The organism is Solwaraspora sp. WMMA2056 (genome assembly GCF_030345095.1).
Taxonomy (GTDB): Bacteria; Actinomycetota; Actinomycetes; order Mycobacteriales; family Micromonosporaceae; genus Micromonospora_E.
On the sequence record NZ_CP128360.1, the window covers coordinates 1849709 to 1866289 of the forward strand.

General features: G+C 71.2%; 18 protein-coding genes. 7 read left to right on the top strand and 11 right to left on the bottom strand.

Annotated features, from left to right (window positions below):
• Window positions 1-29 precede the first annotated feature (29 nt).
• On the top strand, window positions 30-1214 hold the full coding sequence (locus tag O7608_RS08555) for a S66 family peptidase (RefSeq protein ID WP_289209427.1): 1185 nt from the start codon (window positions 30-32) through the stop codon (window positions 1212-1214).
• 78 nt (window positions 1215-1292) lie between these two features.
• Here the strand turns inward: O7608_RS08555 and O7608_RS08560 are convergent, their stop codons facing one another.
• A complete protein-coding gene (locus O7608_RS08560; protein ID WP_289209428.1) occupies window positions 1293-2198 on the bottom strand; it encodes an endonuclease domain-containing protein in 906 nt (301 codons plus the stop codon).
• 54 nt (window positions 2199-2252) lie between these two features.
• Window positions 2253-2477 carry a winged helix-turn-helix domain-containing protein gene (locus O7608_RS08565; RefSeq protein ID WP_289209429.1) on the bottom strand — a complete coding sequence of 75 codons (225 nt, stop codon included), beginning with the start codon at window positions 2475-2477 and terminating at the stop codon, window positions 2253-2255.
• A 210-nt stretch (window positions 2478-2687) separates the two neighbouring features.
• Between O7608_RS08565 and O7608_RS08570 the strand changes: the two genes are divergently transcribed.
• The 4 genes from O7608_RS08570 to O7608_RS08585 all read left to right on the top strand — a co-directional run bounded on the left by O7608_RS08570 (window position 2688) and on the right by O7608_RS08585 (window position 8633).
• On the top strand, window positions 2688-3041 hold the full coding sequence (locus O7608_RS08570; protein ID WP_278112331.1) for a hypothetical protein: 354 nt from the start codon (window positions 2688-2690) through the stop codon (window positions 3039-3041).
• Window positions 3042-3179: 138 nt separating this feature from the next.
• Window positions 3180-6911, top strand: a complete 3732-nt coding sequence (mfd, locus tag O7608_RS08575; protein ID WP_289209430.1) for a transcription-repair coupling factor — start codon at window positions 3180-3182, stop codon at window positions 6909-6911.
• 13 nt (window positions 6912-6924) lie between these two features.
• The gene (locus O7608_RS08580) at window positions 6925-7626 is read left to right on the top strand and encodes a hypothetical protein (protein ID WP_289209431.1); all 702 of its coding nucleotides are present in this window, start codon (window positions 6925-6927) and stop codon (window positions 7624-7626) included.
• Window positions 7623-8633, top strand: coding sequence for a nucleoside triphosphate pyrophosphohydrolase (locus O7608_RS08585; protein ID WP_289209432.1), 1011 nt, complete (start codon window positions 7623-7625; stop codon window positions 8631-8633). The genes O7608_RS08580 and O7608_RS08585 overlap by 4 nt, the downstream gene beginning before the upstream one ends.
• Here the strand turns inward: O7608_RS08585 and O7608_RS08590 are convergent.
• From O7608_RS08590 to O7608_RS08600, 3 genes are all read right to left on the bottom strand, one after another.
• Window positions 8580-9221 (bottom strand): signal peptidase II, encoded by a 642-nt coding sequence (locus O7608_RS08590; RefSeq protein WP_289209433.1) that lies wholly within the window; start codon window positions 9219-9221, stop codon window positions 8580-8582. The genes O7608_RS08585 and O7608_RS08590 overlap by 54 nt on opposite strands.
• Window positions 9222-9264: 43 nt before the next feature.
• Window positions 9265-9774, bottom strand: coding sequence for a DUF4760 domain-containing protein (locus O7608_RS08595; RefSeq protein WP_289209434.1), 510 nt, complete (start codon window positions 9772-9774; stop codon window positions 9265-9267).
• A gap of 89 nt (window positions 9775-9863) precedes the next feature.
• The gene (locus O7608_RS08600) at window positions 9864-10643 is read right to left on the bottom strand and encodes a DUF4184 family protein (RefSeq protein WP_289209435.1); all 780 of its coding nucleotides are present in this window, start codon (window positions 10641-10643) and stop codon (window positions 9864-9866) included.
• 191 nt (window positions 10644-10834) lie between these two features.
• Here O7608_RS08600 and O7608_RS08605 point away from each other — a divergent pair, with 191 nt between their 5' ends.
• Both O7608_RS08605 and O7608_RS08610 read left to right on the top strand, forming a co-directional pair.
• A complete protein-coding gene (locus O7608_RS08605; protein ID WP_289209436.1) occupies window positions 10835-11938 on the top strand; it encodes a helix-turn-helix domain-containing protein in 1104 nt (367 codons plus the stop codon).
• A 176-nt stretch (window positions 11939-12114) separates the two neighbouring features.
• Window positions 12115-12432 carry a hypothetical protein gene (locus tag O7608_RS08610; protein ID WP_289209437.1) on the top strand — a complete coding sequence of 106 codons (318 nt, stop codon included), beginning with the start codon at window positions 12115-12117 and terminating at the stop codon, window positions 12430-12432.
• 13 nt (window positions 12433-12445) lie between these two features.
• Here the strand turns inward: O7608_RS08610 and O7608_RS08615 are convergent, their stop codons facing one another.
• From O7608_RS08615 to O7608_RS08640, 6 genes are read right to left on the bottom strand one after another with little or no spacing between them, the layout of a single operon-like run.
• A complete protein-coding gene (locus O7608_RS08615) occupies window positions 12446-13159 on the bottom strand; it encodes a LysE family translocator (protein WP_289209438.1) in 714 nt (237 codons plus the stop codon).
• Window positions 13160-13169: 10 nt separating this feature from the next.
• Window positions 13170-13508 (bottom strand): cupin domain-containing protein, encoded by a 339-nt coding sequence (locus tag O7608_RS08620; RefSeq protein ID WP_289209439.1) that lies wholly within the window; start codon window positions 13506-13508, stop codon window positions 13170-13172.
• Complete coding sequence (locus O7608_RS08625; protein ID WP_289209440.1) at window positions 13505-14200, bottom strand: 2OG-Fe dioxygenase family protein; 696 nt, start codon at window positions 14198-14200, stop codon at window positions 13505-13507. Before O7608_RS08625 ends, O7608_RS08620 begins: the two co-directional genes overlap by 4 nt.
• A 32-nt stretch (window positions 14201-14232) precedes the next feature.
• Entirely contained in the window at window positions 14233-14949 is a 717-nt protein-coding gene (locus tag O7608_RS08630; protein ID WP_289209441.1) for an RraA family protein, read from the bottom strand.
• Window positions 14942-15850 carry a branched-chain amino acid transaminase gene (locus tag O7608_RS08635; protein ID WP_289209442.1) on the bottom strand — a complete coding sequence of 303 codons (909 nt, stop codon included), beginning with the start codon at window positions 15848-15850 and terminating at the stop codon, window positions 14942-14944. Before O7608_RS08635 ends, O7608_RS08630 begins: the two co-directional genes overlap by 8 nt.
• A complete protein-coding gene (locus O7608_RS08640) occupies window positions 15843-16268 on the bottom strand; it encodes a type 2 periplasmic-binding domain-containing protein (RefSeq protein WP_289209443.1) in 426 nt (141 codons plus the stop codon). Before O7608_RS08640 ends, O7608_RS08635 begins: the two co-directional genes overlap by 8 nt.
• Between the last annotated feature and the right edge of the window lie 313 nt (window positions 16269-16581).

Below are 16581 nucleotides of genomic sequence, written 5' to 3' on the forward strand. Positions count from 1 at the left end.
TGTCTCAACGATCGGCGTACCGTGCCGGAATGTCCTCTTCTGCTCCTCCGCAAGGGTCCTGCCGACGCCCAGTGTCGAAGGTGCGGCCGGGGGACCGGGTCGCGGTTCTGTCACCCTCCGCCGGGCTTGCGGCCGTCTACCCACATGTGTACGAATTAGGGCTACGTCGGCTGCGCGACCAGCTCGGCCTCGTGCCCGTGGAGTACCCCAGCACCAGGGCCGCGCACGCCTCACCGGCTGACCGCGCCGCCGACGTGACGGCCGCCTTCGCCGACCCGGACATCGCCGCCGTACTGGCCACCGTCGGCGGTGACGACCAGCTGACGGTCATCCGCCACCTCGACGACGAGGTGCTGCGGGCGAACCCGAAGCCGTTCTTCGGCTACTCCGACAACACCAACCTGCTGCACCACCTCTACCAGCTGCACGCTCAGGGGGCGGTCGCCTTCCACGGCGGCTCGGTGCTGGTGCACCTGGGCCGGCCGGGCGCGATGCACCCGCTGACTCTGGCCTCCCTACGTGCCGCCCTCTTCACCGACGACTGGTACGAACTCGTCGCCTCGCCGGACTACTCCGACGAACCGCTCGACTGGTCGGACCTGACCGCCCCTGGTGCCTTGGAGTCGGTGACACCGCCGATGACGCCGGCCACCGGCTGGCACTGGCACATCCCCACGTCCCCTGGCCCGGCGGTCATTGAGGGGCCGGTGTGGGGTGGGAACCTGGAGATCATCTCCTGGCTCGCCGCAGCAGACCGACTCGCGCCTCCTTCGCGCTTTTCCGGGCACGTCCTGCTGCTGGAGACCTCGCAGGAGCTGCCGTCGGACGTCGAGGTGTACCGCATGCTGCGCAACCTCGGTGAGCGCGGTCTGCTCGCCGCGTTCGCCGCCGTACTGGTCGGGCGGGCAAAAGCCTGGGACTTCGGCTGCCGCCGTACGCCGAGCGAGAAGGCTGCGTACGCCGCTGCCCAGCGGGCGGCCGTGCTGCGCGCCTTCACCGAGTACGGCAGCGCTGTCAGCCCTGGTGGTGTCGTGGGTGGTGCTGGTGGTGGCGCTGGTGGTGGCGCTGGTTTTGGGGTTGGCGTTGATGTTGGTGCTGGGCCGGTGATTGTGTTCGACCTTGACGTCGGGCACACCGACCCGCAGCTGATCGTCCCGATCGGCGGACTCGCCCGGATCGACGTCGCCGCCCGCCGCATCCACGTGCACTACTGACGCCCTCCGTCGCAGCGAGGGAACCTCCATTGTCGTTAAACCTGCCGGATGACGACAATGACGGTTCCCTCGAGCCGCTCAACCGACCTGTTGGGTGATGGCCTGTCGAACCAGCTCGGTGAGTTGCCCGCTTTGTCGGAGTACGTCGTCCGCAGTGAAGCGCAACGTCAGCCAGCCAGCGGCCCGCAGCGCGTTGTACCGGCTGATGTCACGGCGGAATGTAGTGCGCTCCCGATGATGGTCGCCTTCGTACTCGATCGCGATCCGCCACTGCGGGTAGGCAAGATCGACCCTGGCGATGAACCGTCCCGTCGGCAGGCGTACCTCGTACTGCGCGGTCGGGCGGGGCAGTCCGGCGTCGTGCAGCAGCAGCCGCAGCCGGGACTCCATCGGCGACTCGGTCCGTGGCTCGGCGAGTCCGACGAGCTCGCGCAGTTGAGCAATGCCACGTCCGCGAGGGTGGGCGTCCAGATAGCGGGCGAGGGCTTCGACGCGCAGCAGGCGGCGGTGCAGCATGGCGTCGAGTGCGGCGAGCGCGTCGGCGCGGGGCAGCAGCCGGACCAGGTCGAACGCGGTACGCACCTCGGTGGTCAGCGGTACGCCGCCGAACAAGACGGTGATGTCGGTCGGGCCGAGAGTGCGACGGGAGATCGCCAGCCGAGGATGCGCGGCCAGCCGGGCCGAGCGGGGCAGGGTGACGTGCACCGGGCCGCCGCCTCGGGGGTGCAGGTCGACACCCCACAGCAGCGCGGCGCTCAGTCCGCTGACCGCGCCGCCGACCGGCAACTTCACTGCCACCGCCTCGCACCACATCCGGTGGTCGTCGGCGTCGAAGGCCGTCGCCTGCACATAGACGTCGGGAAGCAGCCGTCGCCAGGTGGGTCCGCGCAGCATCTGCCAGGTGGCCAGGCCGGACGCGACCGCACGACTACCGGAGAACGGGGCCGACCTCAGCTCACGCGGAATCCTGGCGGCGCGGGACATCGGCAGAGCCTGCCCGACGCCGAACGCCGACCGCAGCCCCGGTGGCCGGTTACGTCACCGATCCGACTGTTCCCGCACGAAGACACCCTCGCCCTGCCTGCCTTCGATCAGACCTTCGGCCTTGAGGATCAGCAGGGCTGTCCTGACCGAGCCGTACGACACGCCGTAGTGGTCGATGAGCCTCTGCGTCGTCGGCAGTTGATCACCAGGACGCAGCTCGCCTGAATGGATCTGGTCCCGGATGGCGGAAGCCACGCGTTCGTACTTGGGCATGGACATGTCGACTGGTCTCCCTGGCTCGCACCGCCAAGTAGACCACCGAAGATCGACAGCGTCTATTACGTCGACAGTGTCGACAATGTCGACGCTCTGTCGTAACCTCGGTATTGCTCTCCTTGGCTCGCAACCGGGCAGAGCAGGTTTGTAGGCGGCCCGGGTGGAGTTGGCGCTCCAGGATCCCGGGCCTTGACCGGGAGAGGACCCCGGCCCATGAGCAATCTACCCAAACGTGCCCATCCGCCGTGGTGCCTGCGCGGCTCCGACTGCGCCACCACACCCGAGAGCCCAGCCTGGCACTCCTCCCGGCTCCTCCGAGTGCCCGCAGCCGAGCACTCCTGCGTCGACATCGCGGTCGGCCGCTGGCAGCTCGACTCTGCCCAGCTGTCCCAGGCGCTGGCGGGTGGCGTACTGCTGGAGTTCCGGCTCGGTGACGACGTCGACCAGTGGCCGGTCGACCGGGCGCAGGCACTTGCCCTGACCGGGATCATCCCGCGACTGCTGCGCGGCGACGCGGCAACACCACTGCGCGGCGACGGGGCAACCCCGTACCGGTGGGCCGCCTGACCTCGCCGGAGCGGGCGGGGCGGATAGGCTGGTAGGCATGACCCCCCGCCCGGACCGGGCGCGGGGTTGTCGTCGCGTGTGCGCCCCGGGCGTGCACCGCCGCACAGCAAGGCGTATCCCACCGCGAAGGTTGTGATCATGACCGCGCTCGCCGGCCTGCTCAGCGCCGCTCTCGCCGATCCCGCCCTGACCCGGGTACGGGACCTGGCCAAGGTTGCCACGCCAGACAAGGACGGGCTGGACGTCACCGCGCCGCCGGCGCTGCGCCCGTTCACGGTCGCGGCGGTGGCGGCACAAACAACCGCCGGCGGCGCGGGACGGCCGGTGCTGGCGGTCACCGCGACCAGCCGGGAGGCCGACGACCTGGCCGCCGCCCTCGGTGACCTGCTGCCGGCCGGTCAGGTGGCGGTCTTCCCCAGCTGGGAGACGTTGCCGCACGAGCGGCTGTCACCACGATCGGACACCGTCGGGCGGCGGCTCGCCGTGCTGCGCCGGCTGGCGCACCCCGACGCCGACACCGGCCCGACGGCCAGCGGTGACGCCACCGGGCAAGGGCCATTGCGGGTGGTCGTGGCACCGGTCCGCTCGGTACTGCAGCCGCAGCTCAAAGGGCTCGGCGACCTGGCGCCCGTCCAGCTGAGCCCGGGCGGCGAGGCCAGCCTGGAGGAGACCGTCGACCGGCTGGTCGGCATGGCGTACGCGCGGGTCGACCTGGTCACCAAGCGCGGGGAGTTCGCGGTACGCGGCGGCATCCTGGACGTGTTCCCGCCGACCGACGAGCACCCGTCCCGGGTCGAGTTCTGGGGCGACGACGTCGAGGAGATCCGTACCTTCGCCGTCGCCGACCAGCGCACCATCGAAGCCGTCGACCAGCTGTGGGCGCCGCCGTGCCGGGAGTTGCTGCTCACCGAGCCGGTGCGGCAGCGGGCCGCCGAGCTGGCGCAGCAGCACCCCGAACTCGGTGAGATCCTGGACAAGCTGGCCGAGGGCATCCCGGTCGAAGGCATGGAGTCCCTCGCCCCGGCCCTGCTCGACGGCACCGACAGCATGGAGCTGCTGCTGCACTGCATGCCGGCCGACACCCACGTACTGCTCTGCGACCCGGAGCGGATCCGCACCCGGGCGCACGATCTGGTCCGTACCTCGGCGGAGTTTCTCGAAGCCAGCTGGGCTGCGGCCGCCGTCGGTGGCCAGGCCCCGATCGACCTGGGCGCGGCCGCCTTCCGCACCCTAGCCGAGGTACGCGCGGTGGCCGCCACGCTCGACCAGCCGTGGTGGACGCTGTCCCCGTTCGGCCTGGCCGAAGCCGACGCCGGAGCCGACGCCGCGACCGACACCGCAGGCGTGCAGCCGTGGGAGGACGCACCGGCTCCGGTGAGCGTGAGTCCGGACGCCGGGGACGCGGTGGCGTTGGCCGCCGTTCCAGCGCCGTTGTACCACGGGGAGACCGCGCGGGTCGTCGACGACCTGCTGCGGTGGACCGGTGACGGCTGGTCGGTGGTGCTGGTCTTCGAGGGGCACGGGCCGGCGCAGCGCTCGGTCAGTGTGCTGCGTGACGCCGGGCTCGGCGCGACCCTCACCGACACCGTGCCGGACGCGCCGAAAGCCGGTGAGCTGGTCGTCACCTGCGGCCGGGTCGGCAACGGTTTCCTCGCCGAACGGGCCCGGCTGGCGATCGTCACCGGCGCCGACATCAGCGGCGGCCGGGGCGCGTCCACCAAGGACATGCGGAAGATGCCGAGCCGTCGGCGCAACACCATCGACCCGTTGGAGCTGCGCGCCGGCGACCACGTGGTGCACGAGCAGCACGGCATCGGCCGCTACGTCGAGCTGGTGCAACGCAAGGTCAACGGCGCCGACCGGGAGTACCTGGTCATCGAGTACGCCCCGGCGAAGCGTGGCCAGCCCGGCGACCGGCTGTTCGTGCCGACCGACCAGCTCGACCAGTTGTCCCGCTACGTCGGCGGTGAGCAGCCGACGCTGCACAAGATGGGCGGCTCGGAGTGGCAGAAGGCCAAGGCGCGGGCCCGCAAGGCGGTCCGGGAGATCGCCGCCCAGCTGATCCAGTTGTACGCGGCCCGCAAGGCCGCCAAGGGGCACGCCTTCGGGCCGGACACCCCGTGGCAGCGGGAGCTGGAGGACGCCTTCCCGTACACCGAGACGCCGGACCAGTTGGCGGCGATCGACGAGGTCAAGGGCGACATGCAGCAGTCGACCCCGATGGACCGGCTGATCTGCGGCGACGTCGGTTACGGCAAGACCGAGATCGCGGTACGGGCGGCGTTCAAGGCGGTGCAGGACGGTAAGCAGGTGGCGGTGCTGGTGCCGACGACGCTGCTCGCCCAGCAGCACTACAACACGTTCGCCGAGCGGATGGCCCAGTTCCCGGTGCAGATCCGGCAGCTGTCGCGGTTCCAGACCGCGAAGGAGACCGAGCAGACGCTGCACGCTGCCGCCGACGGCACCGCCGACATCGTCATCGGCACCCACCGGCTGCTGCAGTCGGCCACCCGCTTCAAGCAGCTGGGGCTGGTGATCGTCGACGAGGAGCAGCGGTTCGGGGTGGAGCACAAGGAGCACCTGAAGTCGCTGCGTACCTCGGTCGACGTGCTGACCATGTCGGCGACGCCGATCCCCCGGACCCTGGAGATGGCGATCACCGGCATCCGGGAGATGTCGACGATCGCCACCCCGCCGGAGGAGCGTCACCCGGTGCTGACCGCCGTCGGCGCGTACGACGACAAGCAGGTCGCCGCCGCGATCCACCGCGAGCTGCTCCGCGACGGCCAGGTCTTCTACCTGCACAACCGGGTCGAGTCGATCGACAAGGCGGCGCGGCGGCTGCGCGAGCTGGTGCCGGAGGCGCGGGTCGCGGTGGCGCACGGCCAGATGGGTGAGGACGCCCTGGAGAAGGTGATGGTCGGCTTCTGGGAGAAGGAGTTCGACGTCCTGGTCTGCACCACGATCGTCGAGTCGGGCATCGACATCCCGAACGCGAACACGCTGATCGTGGAGCGGGCCGACCTGCTCGGCCTGGCCCAGCTGCACCAGATCCGGGGCCGGGTCGGCCGGGGCCGGGAGCGGGCGTACGCCTACTTCCTCTACCCACGGGAGAAGCCGCTGACCGAGCACGCCCACGAGCGGCTGGCCACCATCGCGCAGCACACCGAGCTGGGGGCCGGCATGTACGTGGCGATGAAGGACCTGGAGATCCGGGGTGCCGGCAACCTGCTCGGCGGCGAACAGTCCGGCCACATCGAGGGTGTCGGCTTCGACCTGTACGTGCGGATGGTCGGCGAGGCGGTGCAGAACTTCAAGGGGGAGACGCCCGACGACGCCGAAACCGCCGAGGTCAAGGTCGACCTGCCGGTGGACGCGCACCTGCCGCACGACTACATCGGGGTGGAACGGCTGCGTCTGGAGATGTACCGCAAACTCGCCGGGGCCCGTGACGCCGCCGCCCTGCAGGAGATCGTCGCCGAGATGACCGACCGGTACGGCGAACCACCGGAGCAGGTCGGCAACCTGGTGGCGGTGGCCCGGTTCCGGCTGCTGGCCAAGGCGTACGGGCTGACCGACGTGTCGATGCAGGGCAAGCATGTCCGGTTCGCCCCGCTGGTGCTGCCCGACTCGAAGCAGCTGCGGCTCAAGCGCTACCACCCGGACGCGGTCTACAAGTCGGCCGCCGACCAGGTCAGCGTGCCCCGGCCGACGACCCGGCGGATCGGCGGGGACCCGCTGCGCGACCAGGCGCTGCTGGACTGGTGTGCCCAGCTGCTGCGCGATCTGCTCGGCGATCCGCCGACCACGGGTGGCGTACCGTCGACGGACAGTGCCCGGGTCGGTGCACCGGCCGGCAGGGGTGCGTGAGAGAGTGTCGACCATGCAGCGTGTCCGTCGCCTGGCGTCGATCACCGTCATTGCCCTGGTCGGGGTCGCCGCACTGTCCGCCTGCCGGGCGCAGCCCGGGGTCGCCGCCTACGTCGGCGACGAGCAGTACACCGAGGAGCAGGTGACCCGCCTGGTCGACGAGCTGACCGAGCAGCTCGGCGGCGACGGTGCCGCCCAGGAGGGTGCCCCGCCGGCGCCGACCCGCCAGCAGATCGTCAGCGCCCTGGTGCTGGCCGACGTCTGCGAACAGCTGGACGTGCCGGCCGGCGGTCAGCAGATCTCCGCAGAGCAGTACGGCCAGCAGTTCGGCCTGCCGGCCGACTCGGCGTACGTGCAGGCGTCGGCGCAGGCGTGGACCTGCGTCTCCGGGCTGCAGACCGGCGGCGGGCAGGTGGCGCCGACGCAGGAGGAGCTGCAGGAGCTGGTCGACCGTGGTCGGGCCGCCGGGGTGATCCCGGCCGAGGTCACCGACGAGGAGGCCGCCAGCCAGCTCGACGGTGACCAGCTGCGCTCGTCACTGGCCGCCCGCGATGCGATCGCCGAGGCGGCCGCCGAGCAGGACGTGTCGGTGAACCCGCGCTACCGTCCGCTGGAGTTCCCGGTGCTCAGCTTCCAGTCCGCCCAGGGCAACGTGGTCGCGGTCGGCATCCCGCTGGGCGACACCGACTCGGGCACGGTCAGCGAACGGCAGTGACCGCCCGGGTCGTCCTGCTGGTCACCTCGCCCCGGCTGCCGGCCGGGCTGCTCACGGCACAGGCGTGGGACACCGTACGCCGGTTTCCGGTCTTCGCCGGTGCGGACAGCGAGTTGACCACGGCGATCAGCGTCGCCGGTGGCTCGCCGGTGACCGCCCCGACGCCGGAGCCAGCCGAGGAGACGTTGCTGGCGGCGGCCGCCGCGCACGGCACCGCCGTCTGGCTGGCCGGCCCGACCGGTGACGAGGACCTGGCCCGCCGGCTGGGGCTGCGGCTGGCCCGCGAGCCCGGCCTGGCCGAGCTGGAGTTGATGTACGGCTCCTGGGATCCGCCCGGGGCCCGGCTGCTCGACGCCGTCGAGGTGATGGACCGCCTCGCCTCACCCGGCGGCGACCCGTGGAAGCGGCAGCAGACCCACGACTCGCTGGCGCGGTATCTGCTGGAGGAGAGCTACGAGGCGTACGACGCGATCGCCGCCGGTGACCTGCCGGCGCTGCGTGACGAGCTGGGTGACGTGCTGCTGCAGGTGGTGCTGCACGCCCGGCTCGCCCAGGAGCTGCCCGAGGGGGAACGCTGGGACGTCGACGACGTGGCCGGCGGGCTGGTGGCGAAGATGATCCGCCGCAACCCGCACGTCTTCGCCGGTGTGCCGGTCGACGGTGTGGAAGAGATCGTCGACAACTGGGAGCAGATCAAGGCCGCCGAACGGGCCGCCGCAGGTGCCGCTTCCGGTTCCGGCGCCGGTGACGCCCCGTCACCGATGGACGGGATCGTGTACGCCCAGCCGGCGTTGTCGCTGGCCGACAAGGTGCTGCAACGGGCCGGGCGGGCCGGGGTCGACGTACCGCTGCCGGAGCCGGACGCGGCCGAAGACCCGTCGGCGCGGCTCGGTGCGCAGCTGCTCGCGCTGGTCGCGCAGGCCCGGGCCGACGGCCTGGACGCCGAAGGGGCGTTACGCCGGGCCACCCTGGCGTACGTCGCCGCCGTCCGCACCGCCGCCGGCTGACGACTCCGCCGCCGCTGACTTCTCGGCGGGGTCGGGGCGCAGCCGGATGCCGCGCAGCTCCAGGGTCAGGAAGGTGACGACCCCGAAGAAGAGCGCGATGTCGGCGACGTTGCCGATGAACCAGTCAAAGTACGCGATGAAGTCGACGACGTGGCCCTGCCCGAACGACGGCTCGCGGAACAGCCGGTCCAGCAGGTGGGTGAACGCCCCGCCGAGCACCAGGCCGAGGGCCACCGCCCAGGCGCGGGAGCGGGCCCGCGCGGCGAACCAGGCGGTGACGCCGACCCCGATCGCGGCGGCGATCGTGAACACCCAGGTGGTGTTCTCGCCCATCGAGAACGCCGCACCCGGGTTGTAGATCAACTGGATGCCGAGGGCGTCGCCGATCAGCGGGGTCCGTTCGCCCCGGGTCAGCGTCGCCTCCGCCCACATCTTCGTCAGCTGGTCGACGACGAGCACCGTGGCGGCGATGCCGAAGGCGAGCCACGGGGCGCGGCGGGTCCACCGCTGCTGGCGGGGCGCGCGTGCCGCCGTACCGCCGTCGGTCGGTTCGTGGATGGTCTCGTCGGTGCCGGCCTGCTCGCTCATGATCGGTGATTCTCCCACCGCCGCCTGCTTGCCGGGACTCTGGTCAGGGCGCGGTGTAGTGGCGGAGCCCGAGCTTGGTGTAGACGGCGGCCGGCGGGGTACGGGCGACGCGACCGGCGAGGTCCTCGAGGTACCGCCAGGCCCCCGCACCGGTCTTGGCCCGCTCGGCGAGGACGAAGGGGGCGACGGACTCCCAGACCCGCCGGATGGCGGTGCCGTTCGACCCGATGATCAGTTTCTCGTCGACGATGCCGTGCGCGACCAGCTTCCCGAGGTCGTCGTAGCGGCCGGCGACCATCCGGACCCGCGTCCGTATCCGGCCTGGCAGTTCGGAGTACGCCACCGGCGGGTCGTACTCCTGGTTCAGCCGGTCGAGGATGTATTCGCGGGCGTCGAAGAACTCCTCGGTCCGGAACTGGTCGAAGATCTCCAGCACGACCGGTAGCGCGTAGCCGGCGGACGCTGTGCGGTTCTGCCGGACGGCGAGCACCACGGAGACGGTGAGCGAGGCGACCGAGAGCACGATCGCCGCGAGATTGGTAAGGGTCTCCACCGGCACTACTCAAGCCTACGTGGACGGTGCAACCGACCTGCCGGACCGGGCCGCTCGGGCACCTGTCCACAACGGCCGACCTGGGAGGCTCACGTCGAAGGCGTGTCCCGGTGGCGGAGGAGCCGTACGGCGCGAGGCAACGCAGCGGTGGCAGCGAGGACGATCACGGTCGCCAGACCTGCGCCGCCGGCATAGGTGACGGCCAGGAACACCATGCGCTGCGGCGTCTGGGCGCCAGCGGCGGCCAGGGCGAGACCACCGGCGGCGGCGAGCCCGATCGTCGTCCACGCGGACACGACGAGCAGCCGACCGGCCGGCGGCGGTCGCGTGGCTGCGGATCTGGCCGCAGGCGGCTGCGTACGCCACCATCGGACCAGCCAGACCGCGACGACGGCCGCGCCGACGACGCTGCTCACCCGCTGCGCCCAGCGATAGCCGGCCGTGCCGAAGTGCGATTCGGCCAGCCAGTCGATGTGCGTGGCACCCCACATGCCGTCGTGGGTGAACGAGTCCCACAGCACATGGGTCGACGCCCCGAGCGCGAGCGAAGCAACCAGCATCGCCACCCGGTGCGCCGACCTCGGCCGCCGGGGCGCGGGCGGCGGCAGGCGCTCGCGGAGCGGGGCCGGCGAGATGACAGTCAGGAAGTGGACCAGCAGCCCGTGCCACACGGCGACCGCCAGCAGACCCAGGATCACGTCGACGGTGAGGACACCGACGAGCGAGTGGGTCAGTGTCGCGTCCACCGGCAGCGGCAGGAAGTAGGGCAGGTCGGGGACCATGCTCCCGATCACCAGGGCCGAGGGGACCAGCCACGCCGTCCGGGTCAGCGGCAGTACCGCCGCGACGTGGCTACCCGTGAACGGCATCGCGCCTCGCCTTCTGACCACTCTGGCAGCCGTCGACCAGGTTGGCCGTACACCCTGCCGCCACGCTGCGGGACACTACAGGGACGTGTTGCCGGAGGGCATTCCTGATCCACTTCGCGACAGCGGACAGCACTGCGGCGGGTGGCGGCGAGCTGCGCGTGGCGGCGAGCTGTTGGTCTAGCATGTGCCGCGTGTCGGCGGAGCACGATCGGGGCGGGTTCGGGCAGCTCGTCAGCTCGCTGAGGGTCGCCGCCGGCCTGACCCAGGAGGAGCTGGCCGAACGGACCGGGCTCAGCGTACGGGCCGTCAGTGACCTCGAGCGCAACCGCGTCGCCCGACCCCGTCGGGCGACGCTCACCCGGTTGGCGGCCGCGTTCGGGCTCACCGAGGAAGAGCTGCGGCGGTTCCGGTCCGTCGCCCGGCCCGGCACCGGACCCGGGGTACGGCAGCCACTGTCGGTGCGGCCGGCGCAGTTGCCGATGGACATTCCCGATTTCGTCGGCAGGTCGGCACTTGTCGACGAGATCAGCGCGGCACTGGCCACCGCCGGCACGTCCGGCAGCCCGGTCGTGTACGCCTTCTCCGGCCCGCCGGGCGTCGGTAAGTGCACGCTCGCCGTGCACGTCGCGCACCGGGTACGGGGGCATTTCCCGGACGGGCAGATCTTCGCTGACCTCGGTGGCGTCGCCGCGACCGGTCCGGTGACCGTCGGCACGTTGACCGCCGCCGTACTGCGCGCGTTCGGGGTCACCGGCCGGGAGTTGCCCGACGAGACGGCGGAACGGGTCGGCCTGCTTCGCTCCGTCCTGGCCGACCGGCGGGTGCTGCTGGTCCTCGACGACGCTGCGGCCGAGGAACAGGTCCGTGCGGTGCTGCCCGGCACCGCCGGTGGCGCGCTGCTGGTCACCAGCCGGCATCCGCTGGCCGGGCTGGCCGGCGCGCGATTCGTCACCGTCGGGGTGCTGTCCCCGGCGGAGTCGCTGGCGCTGCTGGGCGCGATCACCGGGGTGCGGCGGGTGTCGACCGACGCCGCCGCGCGAGATCTGACACAACACTGTGGACATCTGCCGCTCGCGGTACGGGTGGTCGGTGCCCGGCTGGCGGTGCAGCCCGGCGCACCGATTGGCAGGGTGTGTGACCAGCTCGCGGTGGAGTCGCGGCGGCTCGACGGCCTCACCGCCGGCGACCTCGGGGTACGGGCGAGCATCTCACTCAGCGTCGACCTGCTTCCGGTGGCCGCCCGCCGGGCGTTGCCGCTGCTGACGCTGCTCGACGCGCCGACGCTGACCCGGTGATCGGCGGCAGCGGTGCTGGACACCGACCCGTCGGACGCCCTCGACGCCCTGGTGCGGGCCAGCCTGCTCGACGCGATGCCCGCCGGGGACGACGTCGGCGGCGGCCGGGCCGGCTACCGGTCCACGATCTGATCCGGGCGTACGGGCGGGAGACGGCGGCCGAGCTGGACGCCGGGGTGCGGGCCGCCGCCGTCCGCCGGGGCGTCCGGGCGTACGCGGCGATAGCCGACACCGTCAGCACGCACATGCCCGGCGACACCGCTGCGGACGCCCCGGCGATGCCGACCGCACTGGTCGACGCTGCCGCCGATCCGGCGTTGGCGGCTGACCCGCTGGGCTGGTTCGACGACAACCGGCCGGGGCTGCTCGCCGCCATCGGGCAGGGGCTGGCGAGCCGGGCCAGGACCTTCACCTTCACCGTCAAGGTGATCGACGCGAACGGGATCACCGCGACCCGGACCGTCTCGATCACCACCAGCCGCCATCAGCCGTGACCGCCGCTGCCAGTCACAGAATGATGGTCAGGACCGAGGCGGCGAGCAGCACGCCGGCCACGACGTTGAACGCCCGGATCCGCTGTGGCCGGTCCAGGAACGATCCGATGCCCTGGCCGAGCAGTGCCCAGGCGCTGTTCGCGAACAGGTTGACGATCGTGAACAGCAGGCAGAGCAGGACGAAGCCGCCCCAGCCGGGAAACGACGGCTGGAAGGTCACGACGGTGGACAGCGCCATCGCCCAGGCTTTGGGGTTGGCGAACTGCAGCACCAGCATGTGCAGGAACCCGACCTGCCAGCCGGGGGCGGCGGCCGCCTGCCGGCGGACGGTCCGGGCGGAGCCGGTGTCGCCGGTCGGCGCCGCCGGATGGTCCGCTGCGGCCTCCTGCCCCGCCGCTGGCACCCGGGCGTCCCGACCGTCGTCGTCGGACGGCATGACGAGAACGCCCGGGGCGGTCGCGAGTTTCCACGCGAGATACAGCAGGTATGCGCCGCCGACCAGTTTGAGGACGAGGACCAGCCGGTCGTTGCCGGTCAGTACGGCGGCCGCGCCGGTCGCGCTGATGAGCAGCAGGACGAGGAATCCGACCGAGACGCCGAGAATGGCCGGTACGGAGCGGACGAAGCCCCGGCTGGACCCGGACGCCGCCATGAGCAGGTTGTTCGGCCCCGGCGACAGGGAAGCGGAGACGGCGAACACCAGGAACGCGAGGATGGCGGCGGTCATCTGCGTCAGCCTAGAGCCGGTAGTCCTCGCGGACCGGATGGAACACGTCGATGCAGTACACATCGGTGTGTGCGAGCGCCGAATGTGGAACGCCGCCGGGAATGACGACGGTGTCTCCCGGGCCCATCATGAAGGTCTGGTCGCCGACGCGCATCTCGAAGCTGCCCCGGATGCAGTTGACCATCTGCTCGTGCGGGTGGTCGTGCAGCGGGACCTCGGCGCCGGCGACCGCCGTCCAGTGCGCCACGGTCAGGTGCTCGCCGTGCACGAACCGGCCGTGGTAGCCGGGGATGACTTCGCTGCCCGGGCCGGTCGAGGCCGGCGCGAACCATTCGTGGACCGTGGTCACGATGACTTACCTTTCTGCGATTGCGCGACGACCTTGCCGTGCTCCAGCGTCTTGCTGTGGTCCGGGAAGGTCAGGATGATCACGTCCCGGTAGGCGTCTGCGGCGTTGCCGGAGGGAACCAGCGGCGAGACGTCGTGCAGCACCAGTCGGTCGTCGAAGGTGACCATCTCACCGTCGCGGAGGACCACCTCGTCGACGATCCGTTCCTCGGTGGCCGCGTCCCATACGGTCGTGCGGGCACAGTCGTCGATGATGCCGTGCCGCTTCGCCACGAACACGGCCACGTACTCGTAGCCGTCGCGGTGGCGGCCCTCCGGCACCGGCGACCCGTCGCCGACGGTACGGATCTGGTGCGCGGAGAACTCGGTCACCGGCACCGGCACCAGCGACAGCCAGTGGTCGATGAAGGCGCGGAAGGCCGAGCTCGTCTGCACCCACGCCGGCATGTCCGGGTACGTCCGGACGATGCCGCCGTACTGCTCCAGGGGGTTGATGTCGGAACTCTGGTAGAGGTCGACCCGGTCGAGCAGCACCAGCCGGTCGGGTTCGTACCGGAAGCGGGACTGGGTACGGTGCCGGACGCCGACCTTCAGGTACGGGTCGCGCGGAATGCCGTCGAAGGTCCGTTGCAGTTCGGCCAGGTCCACGTCGGGCCTGGTTATCTCGACCAGGCTCGTCGTCGTCTTTTCCATCCGTCATCTCCTTGGTGAGCTCGCTGGTGCGGTCAGATCCGGCCGAGCGAGTCGACGATGTCCGGCAGGCGCTCACCCGCCGCGATCCGGTCGAGGATGCCCCGCTCCGTCGATTCGATCTCGCCGGCGACGGCCAGGACCTCGGCCAGCCGGTCGGCCGGCACGACCACGACCCCGTTGTCGTCGGCGAACACCCAGTCGCCGTGGCGGACCACCACGTTCGCCACCAGGCATTCACCGCCGGTCGAGGCGATCCGGTAGCTGCCCTGGGTGTCCACCGGCACATAGCCGGTCGCCAGCACCGGGGTGGTCAGCCGGCCCACGACGTCCCGGTCCCGGACCGCACCGCCCAGCACGATGCCCTCGAAACGGAGCTGTTCGGCGAGGTACGTGCAGGACAGGCCGCCGGCGAGGGCCGCGTCGCGGATCAGTGCACCGGAGCCGGCCACGTAGACCCGGCCGGAGCCGTCGGTCACCTCGGGCACGAGGAAGTCGCGTACCTGGGTCCAGGTGCTCGGACCGGCGGCGGTGATGTGGCGGCCCTTGCGGTTGGGCACCCATTCGACCGGGTACGCCGCGCCGTGGAACAGCCCGGACGCTCCGGCCACCCGGCGGATGTCGACATCGAGGACCGCGTTCGCGATGCCGAGGCCGTCGAGGACGTCGGAGACGGTGCAGGTGGTTATGCCCGCGGCCTTGACGATCCGGTCGACTGAACGGTGCTGGTCGACGACAGCGTCATCAGACATGGATCGGTTCCTCCGTCGGTCGGGCGTGACTGCCGGTCACCAGTTCGCGGTACGCCGTGGCGAGCAGCCGGGTGACCGGCCCTGGCCGGCCCTCGTCCCCGAGTACGTGGTCGTCGATCCGGCCGACCGGCCGTACCTCGCCGGCGGTGCTGGTGAGGAATACCTCGTCGGCGTCGCCGAGTCGACCGGGTGGCAGTTCCTCGGCGGTGACGGCGATGCCGGCGTGCCGGGCCAGTTCGATCACGGTGGCGCGGGTGATCCCGGGCAGGCAGCTTTCGGCCGGCGGGGTGACCAGCCGGCCGTCGATCACCGCGAACAGGTTCTGCGCGGTGGTCTCGGAGATCATGCCCTGCGCGTCGAGCAGCACCGCGTCGTCGAACCCCAGGCGCCGGGCCCGCAGGAAGGCGATCTTCGACGCCAGGTAGGAGCCGGTCGCCTTGGCCTGGAGCGGGAACGCCTCGCCGGAGGGCTTGCGGATCGGCGAGACGGTGAGGCTGATGCCGGTCGGCTGGGCCGCCGGTGGACGCCATGGCCAGGCCAGGACCGCCAGATGGACGGGCACGCCGGTGTCGGTGAGCCCGGCCAGCCCGTCACCGAGGTACGCGATCGGCCGGACGTACCCCTCGGTGATGCCGTTGGCCGCCAGGACCTGATGGTGTGCCGCGGTGACCGTGTCCGCGTCGAAGGGGATCTCCAGCCCGATGTGCTCGGCTGACCGGTAGAGCCGCCGTACGTGGTCGGCGAGCCGGAAAACGTGTGGTCCGTCGGGGTGGGCGTAGACCCGGAGTCCCTCGAAGACCCCGAAGCCGTAGTGCAGGGAGTGGTTCCACAACGACAGGCCGACATCCGAGGCGTTGTGCAGCCGGCCGTCGAGCCATACGGTCCCGGTCAGGTCAGACATCGCATTCCCGGGGTGCGTGCAGGCTGAACCCCATCGGCACCGGTCCGAAGTCGGCCCGTATGTCCAACCGGTGGTGTTGGGCTGCGGGTAGGGTGGTTATGCAGGCATCGGTGCTTCCGGCCGAGCAGATCGCGGCAGCCTCTGAATTGCTGTTGACGAGGACGATCTCGACGTCCCGGCCGTCGAGGAGATTGACCGGAGCAGGATGGCTGGCGACGGTCCGCCAGGCGGTGTCGGGGCGACCTGCGAACACCATGTTGTGGGTGGGGAAGACGAAGCAGTCCCGCATGGTCAGCATCGTCAGGTTCTTGAACACGATTTCGTGCAGGTGCGGGTAGACCACGCAGGCGAGCAGCGCGCTCGACTCGGGTTCGGCCAGTACGTCCAGTACGGCGCGCTCCAGTGTGGGATGCAGCACGACCGCGCCGTCCGGCAGTCCCCGCTGCTGGAGCCAGTGGTGCGCGGCTGCCTCTTCATCACTCGTTGTCTGGCAGAATTTTGGCAGATCGATGTCGATTTCACTCCGACGACACATCGTCGATTTGCCCGGCAGTTTCGCCTCGTGGCATTGGTGTTTCTAGCGGGGAATCACCCCCGTCCGTCCACCGACGACGCCGAGCCGACCAGGTGACGCGCGGCGACCCGAGCGGCCGGCCGACCCGCCGACACGGGGCGACCCGACCGGCGGCCGGTCGATCGGAGGCCGGAGTCGGTGGGATGGCCTATGGTCG

Coding starts and splice junctions, on each gene's coding strand:
- O7608_RS08555 (WP_289209427.1), top strand. CDS start 30: ATGTCCTCTTCTGCTCCTCCGCAAGGGTCCTGCCGACGCCCAGTGTCG.
- O7608_RS08560 (WP_289209428.1), bottom strand. CDS start 2,198: ATGTCCCGCGCCGCCAGGATTCCGCGTGAGCTGAGGTCGGCCCCGTTC.
- O7608_RS08565 (WP_289209429.1), bottom strand. CDS start 2,477: ATGTCCATGCCCAAGTACGAACGCGTGGCTTCCGCCATCCGGGACCAG.
- O7608_RS08570 (WP_278112331.1), top strand. CDS start 2,688: ATGAGCAATCTACCCAAACGTGCCCATCCGCCGTGGTGCCTGCGCGGC.
- mfd (WP_289209430.1), top strand. CDS start 3,180: ATGACCGCGCTCGCCGGCCTGCTCAGCGCCGCTCTCGCCGATCCCGCC.
- O7608_RS08580 (WP_289209431.1), top strand. CDS start 6,925: ATGCAGCGTGTCCGTCGCCTGGCGTCGATCACCGTCATTGCCCTGGTC.
- O7608_RS08590 (WP_289209433.1), bottom strand. CDS start 9,221: ATGAGCGAGCAGGCCGGCACCGACGAGACCATCCACGAACCGACCGAC.
- O7608_RS08600 (WP_289209435.1), bottom strand. CDS start 10,643: ATGCCGTTCACGGGTAGCCACGTCGCGGCGGTACTGCCGCTGACCCGG.
- O7608_RS08615 (WP_289209438.1), bottom strand. CDS start 13,159: ATGACCGCCGCCATCCTCGCGTTCCTGGTGTTCGCCGTCTCCGCTTCC.
- O7608_RS08625 (WP_289209440.1), bottom strand. CDS start 14,200: ATGGAAAAGACGACGACGAGCCTGGTCGAGATAACCAGGCCCGACGTG.
- O7608_RS08630 (WP_289209441.1), bottom strand. CDS start 14,949: ATGTCTGATGACGCTGTCGTCGACCAGCACCGTTCAGTCGACCGGATC.
- O7608_RS08635 (WP_289209442.1), bottom strand. CDS start 15,850: ATGTCTGACCTGACCGGGACCGTATGGCTCGACGGCCGGCTGCACAAC.